Below are 16,688 nucleotides of genomic sequence, written 5' to 3'. Positions count from 1 at the left end.
AAGGACATGTGTTGCGATTCGCCACGGCGAGGCGCGAACACGTCGCGTCGGGGCCGGGGGGAGTCGCGGGGCGGTCACCGCGGCGCGGGCGCGAGTTCGGCGCGCCGCGCGGTCCGTGGGGTGACCACGATCGGGTAGCTGCAGTTCGGGCGCGACGGATCAGTGCGACCGATCCGGCGAGCTCACCCCGTTTTGACGCTGTTCGGCGAGACCGGGTCCCGGGCGGGCCTCAGGCGCGCGCCGCGTTGATGTTTTCTGCAACAGCGTCGGCGAGCAGGTCGGCGACGATGTGGGCCTCTTCCGCCGTGAGGCACAGCGGCGGGCAGATGAATAAGAGGTTGTCGCGGTACGGGACGTAGGCGCCGCGCTCGAGCAGGCGGGCGGCGATCGGGGCGGCCGGGCGGTCGAGCTCGAGGCAGCGCATCAGGCCGAGGCCGCGGGCGTCGCGGACGGCGCCGTGGAGACATGGCCTTTGGGACATGTCCTGAAAGCGCTGGGCGAGGACGGCGCCGACCTGGTCGGCGCGCTCGGGCAGGCGCTCTTCGGCGTAGACCTCGAGGGCGCCGAGCGCGGCGGCGCAGCCGACCGGGTGGGCGTAGTGGGTGACGCCGCACCACAGCTTGTGGTCGTCGAAGTGGGCGGCGACGGCGGCCGAGACCATGACGGCCGACAGCGGGGCGTAGCCGCTGGTGAGGCCCTTGCCGAGGACCATCAGGTCGGGCTTTACGCCCCAGTGCTCGCGCGCGAACCACCGACCGGTGCGGCCGAAGCCGCTGAAGATCTCGTCGTCGACCAGCAGGATGCCGTGGCGGTCGCACACGGCCCGCACCGCCGGCCAGAAGTCGGGCGGCGGGTGCTGCATGCCGTTGGTGCCGGTGAAGCCCTCGAGCACGATCGCGGCGATGGTCTCGGGGCCCTCGCGCTCGACGACCTCGTGCAGGCTCCGGACCCACGCCGAGGGCTCGCCGGCGGGCACGGGGTACGGGTCGTCGATGTGGATCGCGGGCGGGAGGTCGGCGGCGAACGGGGCCCGGCGCGGGTCGCCCCCGATCCCGAGGGTCGCCAGGGTGGCGCCGTGGTAGCTGCGGCGGCGGGTGACGATCTTGCTGCGGCCGGTGTAGAGGCGGGCGATCTTGATCGCGTTCTCGACCGCCTCGGCGCCGCCGGAGGCGAGGAAGGCCCGACAGAGCCCGGTGCGCTCGGCCAGCGCGGCGGTGAGCTGCTCGCGGACGTCGAGGCGCATGTTGGGCCCGGCGACCGGGAGCTCGCGGATCTGGGCGATCATCCGCTCCTGGATGTGCTTGTTGCCGTGGCCGGCGTTGACGTTGTAGGTCTGGCTCTCGAGGTCCCACAGCCAGCCGTGCTCGCGCGTGCGGAAGCGGGCGCCCTCGGCGGCGTCGACGGTCAGCGGGTGGGCGTGGCGCTGGGCGGTCCAGGTGTAAAAGATGTGGCTCATGGGACATGTCCTCCGCGCCAGCGATCGAGCTTGACGACGGTGGGCGGCTCGAGCTGGCCGCAGCCGCGGCCGACCAGGACCTCGCCGCGGGTGAGGTCGACGATCATGCGGCCGCAGGTCTTCGAGGCCGAGGGGTCGCCGCCGGCGTCGTCGATGTGCGAGCAGACCGAGCGCGGCCAGCCGTCGTGGCTCGACAGCATGGTCCACAGCGCGCGGGCGTCCTGCGGGCGCTGCTGGACGTAGAGGGTGGTGGCCAGCTCCATGCGGCGGAACGAGGTGCTGGCCTTCGGGACAGCTTCGTGGCGGCGCAGGACCGGGTCGAAGCAGTGGTTGGTGTGGAGGTGGGCGGCGCGGGCGCCGGTCTGGGTGACGACCTTGAGCTTGCCGGAGGTCTCGACGCCGTAGAACTCGCGGCCGTCGGCGATCATGTAGTGGTGGCCTGAGGAGAGGCGGGTGCGCAGCAAAAGGTCGCGGGCCTCGCGGGCGCTGCCGCAGGCGAGCATGGCCCGCACCAGCGCCGGCCAGACGACGCCGACCTGGCCGTCGGTGCTCGTCAGGTTGTTGATGGTGACGGCGAGGCCGCGCGCGCTGACGCCGGTCATGCCGAGGCAGCCGGTCAGCGTGAAGCAGACGACCTCGTCGTCGCCGCTCCTCGGCTTGATGCGGATCGCCCGCACGAACGGCTCGGCGGTGCCGTGCATGTCCCACGTCTGGCCGAGCACAGGCGCGTCCTGGCCGGGCAGGTAGACGGCGGTGCAGCCGCCCGGATCGTCGCCGTCGCCGTTGGTGTTGAGGGCGTGAAAGCTGTCCGAAACGACAGGGTCTTCCGGACATGGCCCTTCGAGCACGCTCGGCGGGACGTCGCGCAGGTCGGTGTAGTGGTTGAGGACGACGACCGCCTCGGGGGCGACGTCGGCGCCGCGGGCGATGCCCCGCAGCTCGGCGGACAGCGGCGCCGAGAAGTTGTCGAGCAGCGGCAGGTGCAGCCGGGCGACGGCGTCGAGCTGGGCGCGATCGCGGAACGAGCCCTTCTTGAGCGCGAGCGCGGCCCGGATCTCGGCGAGCTCGCGGATCTCGGCCCGCCACTGCTCGCCGTGGGCCTCGCCGCGGCGGGCAGGGTCGTCTTGATCGAACAGGAACGGTGCGAAGGAGTCGGTCACGCGGGGCTCCGGGCCTCGTCGATCGCGGCCAGCACGCGCCGGCGCAGGTCGCCGGTGATGGTCGCGGGCGAGATGGTGAGCGGCGGGGCGAACACGAGGGTGTCGGGCAGGCCGTTGCCGAGGTAGAGGCCGCGGTGCAGGCAGGCCTGGTCGACGGCCTCGGCGAGTTCGACGCTGGGGAAGGTGATCGTGCGGTAGAGGCCGACCCCGCCGAGCCGCGCGCCGGGGCAGGCGGGCAGGACGTCGCGCTGCAGCAGGTCGTCGAGGGCGGCGATCGACTCGCTCAGGTCGAGGCGCCGCGCGGCCCGCAGGTGCTCGTGGGCGCGGATCGCCGACAGCTCGTCGCCGTCCCAGGTCGAGATCAGGACCAGCGGCTTCTTGATGAAGTAGCGGTCGCCGACGAAGATGTGGCCGATCTGGGCCCCGGGGTACCAGAGCACCATGTCGGGCACGACGTCGGCCGGGAGGGCGTCGACGCCCCAGGCCCCGGCGCCGCCGCGGTAGCAGCCGCTGGCGGTCTCGACCAGCACGAGCGGGATGTCGTGGGCGCGGCAGGCGGCGGCGAGGAGCCGCGCCGGCTCGCCGGCGAGGACCCGGCCCGAGCGCTCGCCGACGACCTCGACGAACAGGCCGAGGATCTTGTCGGCACCTTGCTTTTCGACCAGGTCCTTGAGGCCAGCTTCGAAGCCGGCGGCGTCGGCCTCGGGGTGCGGCAGGCGCGGGAACTCGAACAGCGCCAGGTCGTCGCCGAAGCCGGCCGGGTCGGACAGGCTGCGGGCGGCGGCGGTGACGTGGCCGAGGTAGCCGCCCTCCAGGCCGACGGCGAGCTGGCCCTGCGGACGGCTGAGGCGGAGGCAGCGGAGCGCCTTGTCGACGGTCTCGTCGCGCGACGAGGTGAAGTACATGTGGCTCGTGCCGCGCGGGGCGAGCAGGCGCAGGTGCTCGGTGTAGTGGACGGTGTCGACGGTGGCGTAGTTGCTGAGGTTGATCTTGCTGGCGGTCGGGCCGACGAGCTCGTGGCCGGCCATGAACGCCGGCGCGGGCCCGAACGGCTGCTGCAGGCCGCTGGCGAGGTCGAGGATGCCCTCGTCCGGCGGGGTGCGCGGGGCCGGCGGCGGGACCAGCGGGATCCGGTAGTAGTCGGCGAGCGCGTTGCCCTCGTACTGGTGCGTCAGGCGGACGACCGGGAAGGCGCCGTACGAGCGGTTGAGGGCGGCCATCGCATCGGTGGCGCCGACGCGGTTGCGGCCGGAGATGTACGAGAAGCCGTGGACCTTGGCCCACTGCACCTGGGCGCGCTTGAGCAGGCGGCCGACGCCGCGGGCCCGCGCGGCCTCGGCGACGGTGACGTCGGCCGAGAAGAAGGTGTCGCCGAGGCCGAGGCGCTCGTCCTGGCTGGCGCCGGAGACGCCGCGGAAGCCCTCGAGCGGGCCGCCGAAGCAGAACCCGAGGATCGCGCCGGTGGCGGTGTCGACGGCGCACAGGCCGAGGCCGGTGGCGGCGGCGCGGCGCAGGTAGGCCTCGCTGTCGCGCCGCGCGGGCTCGTAGCTGGCGTTCTCGATGACCATGATCTGCGGCCAGTCGCGCTCCTCGATCGGCCGCACGATCACGGCCGGGTCGCTGTCGGCCGACTGACCCTCGGGGACCCAATCCTTGGCTGTCTTGTCGGACAGGCGCGCGAGCGACTCGTGGATCCGCTTGAACAAATCGTCGAGGACGCGCTCGTCCCAGCCGGCGCTGAAGCGGAACCGGATCGTGCGCTCGCCGGCCGGGTAGGTCATCAGGCCCCGCTGGTAGCGCTGGTCGATGAAGGCGGTCTGGGCGGCGTTGTCGGGCAGGTCGAAGGCGAGGGCGGTGCCGGCCAGGCGGACGTCGCTGACGAGGCCGGGGAAGGCCTCGGCGAGCGCCTCGGCGCGCGGGCGCAGCAGGTGCTCGAGGTTGGCCTGGTCGCGCGAGGTCTCGAGCTGGATGAGGCCGCGCAGCGCCGAGGCGACGTGGACCTGGTTGCTCTCGGGGTCGGGCCAGCGCGACAGGACGACGCCGAGGCAGGCCTTCTTGGCGCAGGTCAGGATGTCGGGCGCGGTGGCCTCGTCGCCGCCGAGGCCGAGCCGCGTCCACCAGAAGAACGGGCCGCCGGTGGCGAAGCCGGTCTGCACCTCGTCGACGACGAGCGGCAGCTTGCGCGCGCGGGCCAGCTTGCACAGGCCGAGCAGGAACTCGCGGCGCAGGTAGACGTCGCCGCCCTCGGCCTGCATCGGCTCGACGACGATGGCGTAGATCTCGTGGCCGCGCGCGTCGAGCAGGCGCTCGACCTCGCCGAGCTCGGCGCGGCTGAACACGGCCTCGTAGCCGGCGAACTCGAAGGGCGCGCGCTTCTCCGGGTTCCAGGTGGCGGCGAGGGTGGCGAGCGTGCGGCCGTGGAAGCCGTCGCGGAAGGCGAGCACGCGCCGCCGCGGGCCGTTCACCGGCGGCGGGGCGTGCAGGCGGGCGATCCGCAGCGCCTTCTCGTTGGCCTCGGCGCCGCCGGCGCAGACGAAGCTGACGTGGTCGAGCGCGGGCGGGGCCAGCCGCTCGAGCGCCTCCTCGTAGGCGGCGAGCTCGGGGACGTGATGCACCGTGGTGTCCGGGTTGCTCCACAGGCAGTGCTCGAAGCGGCCGGTGTAGAGCGCCTTGACGATGCCCGGGTGATAAAAGCCGTGCGTCTGGGTGGCGATCTGTGAGCAGGCGTCGAGCAAGGTGAGCGGCCGGGCGTCGACCGAGACCATGTAGGGGCCCGAGCTGCGGCGGGTGTCGACGACCATCGGCTTCTTCTCGCGGACGGTGAAGCCGCCGCCGTAGAAGCGCTCCAAGAGGGCCGCCGACTCCGGCAGCTCGCCGCCCGGCGGGATCCGTACGCGCCTCGTCTCGCGCTCGAAGAGCGCCCGCGGGCGCGGCGCCTCGGCCCGTTGACTGGCCTCGAGGGCGTCGAGCCGGGCGTTGAGATCGGGATCACGGCCTGAATCCGGTTCAATAGACACGTCTCGAAGTGTATCGCCGAGGTCGCAGGAGCGCTGTGCTGTCCGTGCGGTGGGCGGGGAGGCCGCGCACACGCGTGGGCCGATGCACGCGCGCGCGGCGGACGGCGGGGTCCCGGGTGGTAGACCGCACGCGGCCGCAGGGGTAGGCTCGCTCCATGGCCCGGGCCGATCTTCACACGGCGTTCTTCGGCGGGCGGGGCTTCACGCTCTACCACGCCACCGGCGCTCACGGCAGTCGCCCGCTCACGCCGCACTTCCACGACGAGTACCTGATCTGCGCCCAGCTGGCCGGGCACGAGGAGTGCCACGTGGCCGGGCGGCTGTTCAGCTTCGAGCCCGGCGACGTGGTGCTGATGAACCCGCAGCAGGTCCACACCGGCAACGCGCGCGGCAGCAGCGACGTCGATTACATCACGCTCTACGTCGACCGCCGGCTGGCGCTCGGGCTGGTCGAGGACGCGGCCGGGCCCCGCTGTGCGCCCGAGTTCACCAGCGTGCGCGTGACCGGCCGCGTCGAGCTGGTGTCGGCGATCACGGCGCTGCACGACCTGGTCCGCAGCGACAACGCGCCGGGCCGCACGCTCGAGGTCGAGGCCGCGCTGCACAACGTGGTCAGCCACGCGTTCACCGAGTTCTCCAACCTGCGCGAGCCGCTGCGCCGCTCGACCAACCGGATCGCCCACCGCAAGATCGCCCGCGTGGTCGATTACATCCGCAGCCTCGACCCGCGCATCGACCCGACCACGCTGTCGCTCGACGAGCTGGCGAGCGTCGCCGAGCTGTCGAAGTACCACTTCCTGCGCCAGTTCGCCCAGGTGGTCGGGATGACGCCCGGGGCCTATCTGCGCACGCTCCGGCTGTGCCAGGCGGCCCGCGAGCTGCGGTCGTCGCGGCGCTCTATCCTCGAGATCGCCCTGGGCGCCGGCTTCGCCGACCACCCGAGCTTCTCGCGGGCGTTCGCCCGCCATATGGGGATGACGCCGAGCCAGTATCAGGCGCTGGGGCCGCTTTAGGCTCCGGCTCCGGCTTCGCGCGGGCGGCCACCCGCTCGGCCTCGTCCTCGAGCAGGGCGGGGTCCATGCCGGCGTCCGGGTCGTCCTCGTCCTCGACCTCGTCGCCCTCGCTCTCCGCGACGCGGGCCTTCAGCTCCGCGAGCGCCGGGCGCAGGCTGAGCAGGCCGAGGTGGCCGGGCACGACGGCGAGGCCGAGCGCGAGCTGCTCGTCGGCCGCGGCCGGGTCCTCCCGCTCCAGGGCGTCGCGCACGGCGGCCTCCTGGGCGGCGGCGAACATCGGGTTGGCGGCCAGGGCGGCGGCGGCCAGAGCGGCCCGCTCGGCGCCGGCCTTGTCGGCCTGGGCGGCAGCGCCTGTCTTTTTAGACATGGCCTTCGCGCCCTGTGCGGAAGGACCTGTTTTCTCGGGCATGTCCGCAGGGACCTGCGCGGCAGGACCTGGTCTTTCGGGCATGTCCGAGAGGGCGAGGCAGGCCAGCGCGAGGCAGTGGGCGCGCAGGCCGGGGTCGGCGGCCAGCTCGGCGGCCTTGCGGAAGGCGGCGACGGCGTCGCCCGGCTTGCCCTCGCCGAGACGGACGCGGCCGAGCTCGAGGTGGCCCCACACGAACTCGGGGGCGCGGCGCAGCAGCTGGCGCAGCTCCTGGGCCGCGCCGCGCAGCTCGCCGGCGCGGCGCAGCGACTGGGCCAGGCGGAAGCGGGCCAGCGGGGCGTCGGGGTCGAGGTCGAGGTGGCGCCGCAGCATCCGCCGCTCGGCCGCGGGGGTGAGCTCGCCGTCGTCGCCGAACAGGTCGGCCTGGTACTCGCCGTCCTCGTCGAACAGGACCGAGAACTCGCCGAGCAGGGCCAGGACCATGCGGTCGACCGAGGAGGCGCAGGGCAGGCGCTCGCCGTCCTCCTCGACGAGGACGACGTCGGCGCCCTCGGCGTGGGGGTCGGCGGCGAGGACGAGGAGGTCGCGCCCGCGCTCGCCGATCACGCGGTCGCCGGGGCGCAGCCGGCCCTCGGCCGCGGCGGCCTCGGTGGCCGGGGCGTGCTCCGCCAAAGGATAGATCCGCGCCTCGCCGCCGCCGAGGTCGATGCCGTCGTAGGCGCCCCACAGCAAGGCGACGTCGGGATCGAGGCCGGAGGCCGCGAGGGCGCGCTCGCTGGCCGGGGCGCCGGCGTCGTGCAGGCCTTCGGGGGCGTCGCGCAGGCGGTCCTCGATCCGGTCGAGGTTGTTCAGGACGCGCCGGCGCTCCTCGCTCATGCGGGGGCCTCCTAGCACGCCGGGCGGGCGCGCGCCAGATACGGCCAGGCGGGGCGCAAACGGCGATGCAGGCGGTTCGCGGGGTTTAGCGGGGGTGATGGCCGGGGCGCGCCGATGTGTGAACCGACACGCCCGGGCGGGCTCGGACGAGCGGCAGCGGGGCGACCCGCGAGCGCCGCGCGACGAGGGTGCGATGCCGGCGCCGCTCGTCGAGGGCGACGTGGGTCGCGAGCGCCGCGAGACCCCGTCCCCCACGGCGACCGCGATCGTCCGCGAGGACGCGGAGAGAGCCGAAGGTCGGGGTGGACGAGGGCCCGAGCTCGGCAGGGAGCCGCGAGGTCGAATGGTTCGCAACTCGAGGCGAGTGATGCGGCCACGGACGGGTCGCGTGATTTGCAGGCTGCGCCGTCGGGCTACCGCTTCCGCTTGCCGTTTGCGGGTAGACGACGAAAATGGCGCTCTTATGAGGGACATTCCCTTCGTCTTCTCGGGCCCCGTCGGGCGCCTGGCCGGGACGCTCTCGACACCCGAGGACGATGGCCCGTGGCCGGCGGTCATCCTCGCCTCCGGCTCGGGTGCGCACGATCGCGACGAGAGTGTCTGCGGCCACAAGCCGTTCCTCGTCCTCAGCGAGCACCTCACGCGCCGCGGGTCCGCGGTCCTTCGATTCGACGACAGGGGGGTCGGCGAGTCTGCGGGCGATCCCGCGGCCACGACCTTCGACGACGCGGTGGAAGACCTGAGCAGCGCGTTCGACGCGCTCGTGCGACACGCAGGGGTGGACCCCAAGCGCATCACGCTCTGCGGCCACAGCGAGGGCGGGCTGACGGCGCTCGCGGTCGCGGCGAGGCGAGCGGTCCACGCGGTGGTGATGCTCGCCACGCCGATCGAGCCCATCGAGGGGCTCTTGCACGGACAGGCGCGGCGCATCTCGCTCGAGATGGGCGCGACGGAGGCCCAGATCGCGCACGAGCGAGCGATGAACGAGAGGGTCTTCTCGCTCGCCCGCGCGGGCGCCGACGATGCGCTCATCCAGGCCGAGATCGCGCGCGCGCTCGAGCGCTGGCCGGGGTTGCCTGCCGCGAGTCCGGGAGCGATCGCGGAGAATGCAGCGGCGATGACCTCGGTGGTCGCGTCGCCTGCGTACCGTTCGCTGCTGCGCCAACGGCCCGAGCGCCTGCTCGCCGCCGTGACCTGCCCCGTCCTCGCGCTGTTCGGCGGGCTCGATTCCCAGGTGCCGGCGCCGGCGAACACCGCGGCCTTCCTCGCCTCCAAGGCCCCGCATGCGTGCTCCGAGGCGCGAGTCTTCGACCGCCTCAATCACCTGTTCCAGGCGGCTCGGACCGGGTCCATCGAAGAATACGAGCGCCTCGACCCCGGTCCGGCGGTCGAGGTCGTCGACGCTCTCTGCGCGTGGCTCGGCAGGCTCGAGGCCGCCGGGCGTCCCTGTCCCGCAGGCTGAGTTCGCGGACGGGTCGCCGAAACGATCGCGGCCGCGATTCGAGCAGGTGTGCGTGGATGACAGCCTGTCGATCGGCGACCTCAAGGCGCGCGTCGCCGAGGCCGCGGACGAGGGCCGGGAGGTGGTGATGGAGGAGCGCGCGCCTGAGCGACCCGACGCGGGCCGCGGCCGCCGATCAGCCGGCGACCTGCGCCTTGGCGGCGGTGGCGAGGACGACCTGGCCGCCGTCGCGGGCGCCGACGATCACGAGCTCGCTCATGTTGCCGGTCATGGCCGCGAACACCGAACCGCTGGGCTGCACATCGGCGGGGAGGGCGACGCTGCGCCACGCGCCGGCAGGATCGCGGTGCAGCAGGCCCGTCTCGGTCTGGGCCCACATGCCGCCGTCGCTGGTCGGCCAGATCGCAGCGAGGCGGGCGCCCGCGGGCAGCACCTCGAGCTTCCAGCCGCCGGTCTCGTAATGCAGCACGTGGTTGGGGAGCTTGTTGGCGGCGTCGCGCAGGGCGATCGAGACGCTGTGCTTCTGCCGCGGGATGGTCTGCTCCCACTCCCAGCCGCCCGGCGGCAGAGGGATGGCGTTGGCTCGCACGCAGGCCTGGTCGGCGCAGGCGATCTGGACGTAATCGCCGCCGTCGTCGTGCGAGAAGACATAGAGGTCGCCGGCCTTGCTCTCGACGAAATCGGAGATCCATCCGCGGGCGACGGGCAGGTCGGGATCGGGGGCGCCGTTGCCGCCGACGCGCACGAGGCTGCCGTCGAGCTCGGCGAGGAAGCCGACGTTCCAGCTCTTGCGCACGGAGCCGAGGTGGCCGGTCTCGACCCATTGATCGAGGCCGATCGCCTGCGGGACCCACCGGCTCTGACCGCGCAATCGATGCAGTCGCAGCCGCGTGATCTGGGCCCGATCGCGGGTGTTGCCGATCTCGACCGCCCACGCCTCGTCGGGCCAATGACCGCTGAGCGACCCGGGCGGGGCGGCGACGCCGACCGGCTTCCAGCCGCCTGCCGCGTCGAGGGTGAAGAAATTCGGGGCCTCGCCGGCGAGCACGCCGGTGGCGAAGTACTGGAAGCCCTTGGGGACGGTGTCGGCGGCGAGCGTGACGACGTCGCGCCACTGGACGGCGTGCTCGGTCGGGGTGATCGGCGCGGCGACGAGGGCGATCGGGCCAGCAGGGGGAGCGGACGGATCGGCGGCCGGATCGGCGGCCGGGACGGCCGGGACGGCCGGGTCGGGATCGGCGAGGGACGGTAATGCGGGCGGATCCGGCGGGGTCGGCTCGGTCGCGGGAGTCGGGGGCGTCGCCGGCGTGGGCGGCGTCGCCGGGGGCGTGGGCTGGGCCGCGACGGGGGCCGCGGGCGGGGTCGGGGCTGCGGGGGCCGCGGGCGGAACGGCGGGCGTGGGGGCGGCCTCGACGGTCGGGCGCGCGTCCCGAGGCGGCGGATTGGCGGTACAGGCGGCGCCGAGACACCCGATGGCGATCGACGCGAAGAGGGAGGTTGCACGATCGGTCGTCGTCATGGCGAGCTCGCAGGCGTGATTGGTGGCAGGCGCCCCTCGGCGAGGCGGATGGTACCAGCAATCGTCGAGGTTTCGGGCCGGTCGGGATCGCGCGCGTCGACGCGTTCGAGATCGATCTGCCACACCAGCTCGGCGCGGTCGGCCGGCCCGGCGGGGCGCAATTCGAGGCGCACCTGAGCGGCCCCGTGGATCCGGTCGTCGACGACCGGGACGGTGGCGGCGTGGCGCAGGCGGCCGTCCGGATGGTGCCGCGGGACGAAGTGGCGCGCGAGGTAGCGGACGTCGCGGGCGAGCTCGCGGCCGTCGGCGTCGACGAGCGCGGCGTGGACGGCGAGGCGACGAAAGAGGTCGCCGGTGGGGAAGGCGTGGCCGACGTCGCGGGTGCGCAGCTCGAGCTCGAGAGCGTCGCCGTCGCGCCGGGCGGTGACGGCGAGCGCGCGCTGCATGGCCGCGGGATCGCGCGTGGAGGCGAAGTCGTGGCGCGCGCCCGGCATGTGACAGTCGGCGCAGCTGCGATCGGCGTGGGCCGAGGCGGCGTGCTCGCGCATGGTGGTCTGCATCATGGTGCCGCGCGCCTGGGCGCCGCCTTCGGGGAAGTCGAACTCGTGGCAGCGGGCGCAGGTCCGGGTGGCGAAGGCGGGATCGCGGCGCAGCGCGTGCGGGGCGTCGCTGCCGCTGCGCGTCGCCGCGGTGACGACGGTCCCGAGGCCGCCGTGACAGGCGAGGCAGCCGACGCCGAGCGCGTCGGCCTCGGCGGCGGGCAAGCGCGCGTGCTCGGGGGCGTGACACTCGCGGCAGAACGGGGTCGGCTCGCGGGCGTAGGCGCGCTGGAATTCGTCGTTGGTGAACGCGGCGTGGTGCCGCGAGCGGGCCCAGGCGTCGGCGATGTCGGCGTGACAGGCGGCGCACTCGTCCTCGCGCGGGAGCCAGGTGACCGCAGGCTCGCGCGCGGCCGGGGCCCGGCGCTCGTCGCACGCCTGCAGCAGCGCGACGAGCAGGACGAGGGGGGCGCGGGGGTCCACGGCGGCGACGATAGCGGGGCCGCCGGTGGGCGTTCAAGGCGTTCGCGGGGCGAACGGAAGCGAGCACCGGAGTTGCTGCGGCGCCCGGTGGCGACGGGAGGGATCGGCCGGTGATACGCGAATGCGACCGCGGCGCAGCGGGCGGGTGCGCGGATGGACAAACCCTATGGAGAGGCGCGGAGGTATCGATATGCGCAGGGGATGATCAATGATGATCGCGCAGTCGCCGTCGGGGCGTCGGGCGTGGCGGTTGCGAACGTGATCGAGCCGAGGGGCGTTTCTCGTCGTCGACCAACGTCGGCGGGACGTCGGCTCGAGCGGCACGACCTGCGAGGCTGCGGTCTCGGCCCGGGTCGGGTCCCGTTCGCGTTCATCGACCGCGCGATGGCGGAGTCCAGGTCCGGCGAGATCGAGATGGTTCAATTCGCCGGCTCGGGTGACCACGGTCGGCCGGGTCACAGGGCGGCGAAGCGGCTGCGTCGGCGAGCAGGCGGTCCAGCGAGCCGGGCCGCGGCAGGGCGATCCAGCCCTCCTCGCGGGCCTGCGGCAGGTCCTCGTCGCGCGGGCGGGCGGTCAGGCCGAGGGCGGCGGCGCGGGCGACGAGGGCGGCGAGCAGGGCGTCGAGGCAGTCGTCGCTGGCCTCGCAGCGGTCGCGCAGCGGGGGCGAGAGGTCGAGCCATGGCGCGGCGCGCGTGAGCGCGGCCAGCAGGACGAGGCGGGTCGGGCGGCGGTCGCCCTTGTAGCTGTCGACCGGCAGGCCCCAGCCCGGCAGCGCCGCGGCCGGGTAGACCTCGAACACGCGGCCGTCCCCGGCGCGGTCGCGAACGCCGAGGCGGGTCAGCAGCGCGGCGCAACGCATGGCCGGGACACCGATCAAGTCCGACGAGACCGACAGCGGCCAGCGCCCGGTGTGGACTCGCACGTGGTGGTCGGTGAGGCGGAAGCGCAGGGCGTCGCGGTGCGGGTCGGACCACCGAGTGGGCGGCACGCCGCTGCCGTGATGGGCGGCCACGAACTCGAGGAAGCGGCGCGGCCAACCGAACGGCGCGTCGATGCCGATCGCGCCGGCTTCCGCCGCGAGCGCGACGATCTGATCGTCGTCGGCGCCGCGGCGCACCTCGGTGACGACGGCCTTGCCAGCGTCCCAGACGATCCGCGCGAGGCCGGTCTTGGGTGGCTGACTGGCGAGGTCGACGCCGACGGTGATCACTGCGGAAGGTTACCACCCTGCGCTGCGTGGCGATCAGAGCGCGGTGAAGAAGCTCCAGATCGCGGGGCCGGCCCAGGCGGGCCAGCCGTGACCGCCGAGGTCCGGCTCGTCGTGCTGGCACCAATGCACGGGGAAGCCGGACGCGCAATCGTCGTAGGCGACGCACGGGGCGGGCTCGACGGGGGTGGTGGTGTCGCCGCACGAATTGGTGGACAGCCAGTGGTCGCGCGCGCCCTCGCCTTGCGAGAGGGGGACGGTGGTGTCGCCGGTGCCGTGGACGATCCAGGCGGCGACCTGGCCGGTGCAGGCGCCGAACGGGCCGCCGCCGGCGACGGGGGCGATCGCGCGGACGGTGCCGCCGCGGGCGCAGCCGAGGGTGTTCGACATGTAGCCGCCGAAGCTGTGGCCGGTGCTGAAGACGCGCGCGGGGTCGATGCACAGGCGAGCGCCGACGTCGGCGAGGATGGCGTCGAACAGGGCGACGTCGCCGCCGTCACCGGCGAGGTCCCAGCCGGTCTGATTGTCCATGTCGGGCAGCGGCAGGCCGTCGGGATAGACGAAGATGGCCTGACCGGCGCTGGCCTCCTCGACCTTGAAGTACAGGCGCGCGAGCTCGCCGTTGCCGCCTCGGCCGTGCCAGGCGAACACGAGCGGGTAGGCGGTGTCGGGGTCGTAGCTCTCGGGGATGACGAGGTCGTAGTCGCGCTCGACGCCGGCGGCCTCGATCGTCTGCGCCATGACGCCGGTGAACGGCGGGGGCTGGCCGCAGGGACCGGCGGGCGGGCCGGAGGTGGCGGGCGGCTCGTCGGTGGTGGTGCCGGTGGTGAGCGGCTCGTCGGTCGTGGTCGGGATGTCGGTGGTGCCGGTCGTCGGGTCTTTCGGACCTGTGCTGGAGGACATGTCCCCGGAGACATCCGTGGGGCTGCCGTCGGTGAGGGCGCTGTCGTCGGCGGCGGTGGAGCAGGCGAAGAGGGGCAGGACGACGAGCGCGAGGCGGCGGCGCATGGCGGCCCACGGTAACGCGGGTGCGAGGGCGGGCGCCACCCGGCCCGCAGGTCCGCGGACGCGGTCGATGGGCCGCAGGCAAGGGGGGCAGGGGCCGATGCGCGGCGATCGGCGGGCGCTGCAGCGGCGCCGCGAGGCCGCCGCGCGAGGGTGCTCCGGGCCCGGACGAGGGCAGGCGCGGTGAACCTGTCGCGGGCGCGGCCCGGAGGGGAGAGTATCGCCGAGATGGCCCAAAGGTCAGGTGCTGGGGGCGGGTCGCGAGCGCCGCAATCGAGCGGTATCGCCCGGCGTGCGGAAAGTCGATTGCGCCGGCGGAGGCGGTCTCCCATAGTGCGACTCGCCGTTGCACGCTGCCGTGATGTCGCCCGCCGCCCAATCACCGGACCGTCCGCGCGAGGCAGCGAGAGTGCGGGCGGCGGCCGGTTGCGGAGCGGTCCATTCGTGGCGGACGCCCGGCTCGGCGTCGTTGCGGGTCCATGCTCCACGAGGCGGCGAAGGACGGGAATCATGGCATCGGTGAAGGCGATCCTCGGCGACGCGATCGCCAAGTTTTTCCCCGAATGGACGATCGCCGCGGTGCGCCAGGTGTCGCCGCATTTTCGCCGGATCGACCTGACCGGCGACAACCTGCGCGCGCCGCACGACGCCGGCGACAAGGTGCAGGTGTGGATCCCGGGCGCCGGGGCGCGCACGTACACGCCGTTTTCGCACCGGCCCGAGCGCGGGGCGGTGTCGCTGCTGGTGTATCTGCACGGCGAGGAGCCGGGGGCGCAGTGGGGCCGCGCGGCGGCGGTCGGCGAGCGGGTGCGCGTGTTCGGGCCGCGCGGCTCGCTGCCTTTCGCGACGCTGGGGCCGGCGGTGGTGCTGTTCGGCGACGAGACGTCGTTCGCGGCCGCGCGCGCGCTCCGGGAGCTGCGCGGTCCGGCGGCGCCGCTGTCGTTCGTGTTCGAGGTGACGCACGCGGACGAGTCGGAGGCGGTGCTGGCGGAGCTCGACGTCGGGCCGCGGACGCTGGTGCCGCGCGGGGAGGGCCACCTGGTCGAGGTCGAGCGCCGGCTGCGGGCCGCGCTGGACCGCCACGCCGGCGCCGATCTGGTGCTATGCGGGAATGCCCGGTCGATCCAGACGCTGCGCGCGGCGCTCAAGGCCGCCCCCGCGCCGCACGGCCGCCAGAAGGTCAAGGCATACTGGGCGCCCGGCAAGCGCGGGCTCGATTGAGGCGAGGGCAACTGCGAGGAGTGTGTTCGTCATGCGCCTGTCGTGGAGAGCGAAGTCCTCCGAGATCGATGTCGACCTGACGTCGCCGGCGATCCGCGCCGACCCGTACCCGACGTACGCGCGGCTGCGCCGCGAGGCGCCGCTGGCCCTGGCGGTCGACTCGTTCGGCGGCGAGGTGTGGGCGGTGTCGCGTTACGCGGACGTGAGCGAGGCGCTCCGCGACCCGCGGCTCGGCTGCAATCAACGCAGCGCGACCGGGAAGTCGGACATGGACCGCTGGTACGTGCCCAAGATCATGCGCGCGTTCGGCGAGACGATGCTGAGCCAGGACGACGAGGGTCACCGCCGCCTGCGCGGGCTGGTCCACAAGGCGTTCACGCCGCGGATGGTCGAGAACCTGACGCGGCGGGTCGAGCAATTGGTGGACGAGCTGCTGACCCGCGCGGCTGCCCGCGGGCAGTTCGACCTGATCGCCGACTTCGCGCTGCCGCTGCCGCTGACGATCATCTCGGAGATGATGGGGGTGCCCGACGACCGCGACCGGCTGCGCTTCCACGGGTGGATCGCGGGGATCATCGAGGGCGGCGATCCGTCGCCGCTCAACGTGCTCAAGCAGCTGCCGGAGATGGTCCAGCTGGCGCGGTTTTTCACCAAGCTGGTGGCGATGCACAAGCTGGCGCCGCGCGACGATCTGACGACGGCGCTGATCCAGGCGCGCGAGCAGGACGACCAGCTCAGCGACGCCGAGCTGACGGCGATGCTGTTCGTGCTGCTGCTGGCCGGGCACGAGACGACGGTGAACCTGATCGGCAACGGGACGCTGGCGCTGCTCGAACATCCGGACCAACTGGCGCTGCTGCGCGCGCGGCCCGAGCTGGGGCCGTCGGCGGTCGAGGAGCTGCTCCGCTTCACCAACCCGGTGCAGATGCCGAGCCCGCGGTTCGCCCGCGAAGACATCACGCTGTACGGCCGCACGATCCCCCGCGGGGCCCGCGTGACGGCGCTGATCGGCTCGGCCAACCGCGACGAGGAGGCGTTCCCCCGCGCGGACGAGCTCGACCTGCAGCGCACGCCCAACCGCCACGTGGCGTTCGGACACGGGGTCCACTACTGCGTGGGGGCGCCGCTGGCCCGGCTGGAGGGGCGGATCGCGCTCGGCGCGTTGCTCGAGCGGTTCCCGCGGCTGCGCCTGGCGGTGCCGCGCGAGCAGCTCCGGTGGCGCAAGACGTCGGTGCTGCGCGGGCTCGAGGCGCTGCCGGTCCGCGTCGATTGAGCGCGGCGCGGCGGGCCGGCAGGGCCGGGGCGTGCGGGCCGAGCGGGGAGCGTTCCGGTCGACGCCCGGGGGTGGGCCGCGGAGGACGAA

The 16,688-nt window shown here is 73.8% G+C and carries 12 protein-coding genes; 4 read left to right on the top strand and 8 right to left on the bottom strand.

Annotated features, from left to right (window positions below):
• Positions 1–229: 229 nt before the first annotated feature.
• The 3 genes from NAEX_RS01400 to NAEX_RS01390 are packed head-to-tail and all read right to left on the bottom strand — an operon-like array spanning position 230 to position 5,633.
• On the bottom strand, positions 230–1,456 hold the full coding sequence (locus tag NAEX_RS01400; RefSeq protein WP_096325721.1) for an aminotransferase family protein: 1,227 nt from the start codon (positions 1,454–1,456) through the stop codon (positions 230–232).
• Entirely contained in the window at positions 1,453–2,616 is a 1,164-nt protein-coding gene (locus NAEX_RS01395; protein ID WP_096325720.1) for a C45 family autoproteolytic acyltransferase/hydrolase, read from the bottom strand. The genes NAEX_RS01400 and NAEX_RS01395 overlap by 4 nt, the downstream gene beginning before the upstream one ends.
• A complete protein-coding gene (locus NAEX_RS01390) occupies positions 2,613–5,633 on the bottom strand; it encodes an aminotransferase class III-fold pyridoxal phosphate-dependent enzyme (protein WP_096325719.1) in 3,021 nt (1,006 codons plus the stop codon). The genes NAEX_RS01395 and NAEX_RS01390 overlap by 4 nt, the downstream gene beginning before the upstream one ends.
• A 155-nt stretch (positions 5,634–5,788) precedes the next feature.
• On the opposite strand from NAEX_RS01390, the gene NAEX_RS01385 reads away from it, so the two are divergent.
• Entirely contained in the window at positions 5,789–6,646 is an 858-nt protein-coding gene (locus tag NAEX_RS01385) for an AraC family transcriptional regulator (protein ID WP_096325718.1), read from the top strand.
• Here the strand turns inward: NAEX_RS01385 and NAEX_RS47150 are convergent.
• Positions 6,531–7,889 (bottom strand): tetratricopeptide repeat protein, encoded by a 1,359-nt coding sequence (locus tag NAEX_RS47150; protein ID WP_143141186.1) that lies wholly within the window; start codon positions 7,887–7,889, stop codon positions 6,531–6,533. The two genes, NAEX_RS01385 and NAEX_RS47150, sit on opposite strands and share 116 nt — an antisense overlap.
• A 388-nt stretch (positions 7,890–8,277) precedes the next feature.
• Here NAEX_RS47150 and NAEX_RS01380 point away from each other — a divergent pair, with 388 nt between their 5' ends.
• Positions 8,278–9,351, top strand: a complete 1,074-nt coding sequence (locus NAEX_RS01380) for an alpha/beta hydrolase family protein (protein ID WP_170135358.1) — start codon at positions 8,278–8,280, stop codon at positions 9,349–9,351.
• Between the two features lie 175 nt (positions 9,352–9,526).
• On the opposite strand, the gene NAEX_RS01375 is transcribed toward NAEX_RS01380, so the two are convergent.
• From NAEX_RS01375 to NAEX_RS01360, 4 genes are all read right to left on the bottom strand, one after another.
• Positions 9,527–10,870, bottom strand: coding sequence for a hypothetical protein (locus tag NAEX_RS01375; RefSeq protein WP_096325716.1), 1,344 nt, complete (start codon positions 10,868–10,870; stop codon positions 9,527–9,529).
• The gene (locus NAEX_RS01370; RefSeq protein ID WP_096325715.1) at positions 10,867–11,892 is read right to left on the bottom strand and encodes a multiheme c-type cytochrome; all 1,026 of its coding nucleotides are present in this window, start codon (positions 11,890–11,892) and stop codon (positions 10,867–10,869) included. The genes NAEX_RS01375 and NAEX_RS01370 overlap by 4 nt, the downstream gene beginning before the upstream one ends.
• A gap of 370 nt (positions 11,893–12,262) precedes the next feature.
• Positions 12,263–13,102, bottom strand: coding sequence for a DUF429 domain-containing protein (locus NAEX_RS01365; RefSeq protein ID WP_096325714.1), 840 nt, complete (start codon positions 13,100–13,102; stop codon positions 12,263–12,265).
• Positions 13,103–13,135: 33 nt separating this feature from the next.
• Positions 13,136–14,107 (bottom strand): CE1 family esterase, encoded by a 972-nt coding sequence (locus tag NAEX_RS01360; RefSeq protein WP_096325713.1) that lies wholly within the window; start codon positions 14,105–14,107, stop codon positions 13,136–13,138.
• Between the two features lie 507 nt (positions 14,108–14,614).
• Between NAEX_RS01360 and NAEX_RS01355 the strand changes: the two genes are divergently transcribed.
• Together NAEX_RS01355 and NAEX_RS01350 are read left to right on the top strand one after the other, a co-directional pair.
• On the top strand, positions 14,615–15,325 hold the full coding sequence (locus NAEX_RS01355) for a siderophore-interacting protein (protein WP_096325712.1): 711 nt from the start codon (positions 14,615–14,617) through the stop codon (positions 15,323–15,325).
• A 31-nt stretch (positions 15,326–15,356) separates the two neighbouring features.
• Positions 15,357–16,598, top strand: coding sequence for a cytochrome P450 family protein (locus tag NAEX_RS01350; RefSeq protein WP_096333483.1), 1,242 nt, complete (start codon positions 15,357–15,359; stop codon positions 16,596–16,598).
• Positions 16,599–16,688: the final 90 nt, after the last annotated feature.

It is taken from the genome of Nannocystis exedens (assembly GCF_002343915.1).
In the GTDB taxonomy this organism is placed as follows: domain Bacteria; phylum Myxococcota_A; class Polyangia; order Nannocystales; family Nannocystaceae; genus Nannocystis; species Nannocystis exedens.
This window is presented reverse-complemented; position numbering and strand designations above follow the sequence as displayed.

Bases quoted from the DNA above. Each gene is read 5' to 3' on its own strand.
- NAEX_RS01400 (WP_096325721.1), bottom strand. From the start codon at position 1,456: ATGAGCCACATCTTTTACACCTGGACCGCCCAGCGCCACGCCCACCCG.
- NAEX_RS01385 (WP_096325718.1), top strand. From the start codon at position 5,789: ATGGCCCGGGCCGATCTTCACACGGCGTTCTTCGGCGGGCGGGGCTTC.
- NAEX_RS47150 (WP_143141186.1), bottom strand. From the start codon at position 7,889: ATGAGCGAGGAGCGCCGGCGCGTCCTGAACAACCTCGACCGGATCGAG.
- NAEX_RS01375 (WP_096325716.1), bottom strand. From the start codon at position 10,870: ATGACGACGACCGATCGTGCAACCTCCCTCTTCGCGTCGATCGCCATC.
- NAEX_RS01360 (WP_096325713.1), bottom strand. From the start codon at position 14,107: ATGCGCCGCCGCCTCGCGCTCGTCGTCCTGCCCCTCTTCGCCTGCTCC.
- NAEX_RS01355 (WP_096325712.1), top strand. From the start codon at position 14,615: ATGGCATCGGTGAAGGCGATCCTCGGCGACGCGATCGCCAAGTTTTTC.
- NAEX_RS01350 (WP_096333483.1), top strand. From the start codon at position 15,357: ATGCGCCTGTCGTGGAGAGCGAAGTCCTCCGAGATCGATGTCGACCTG.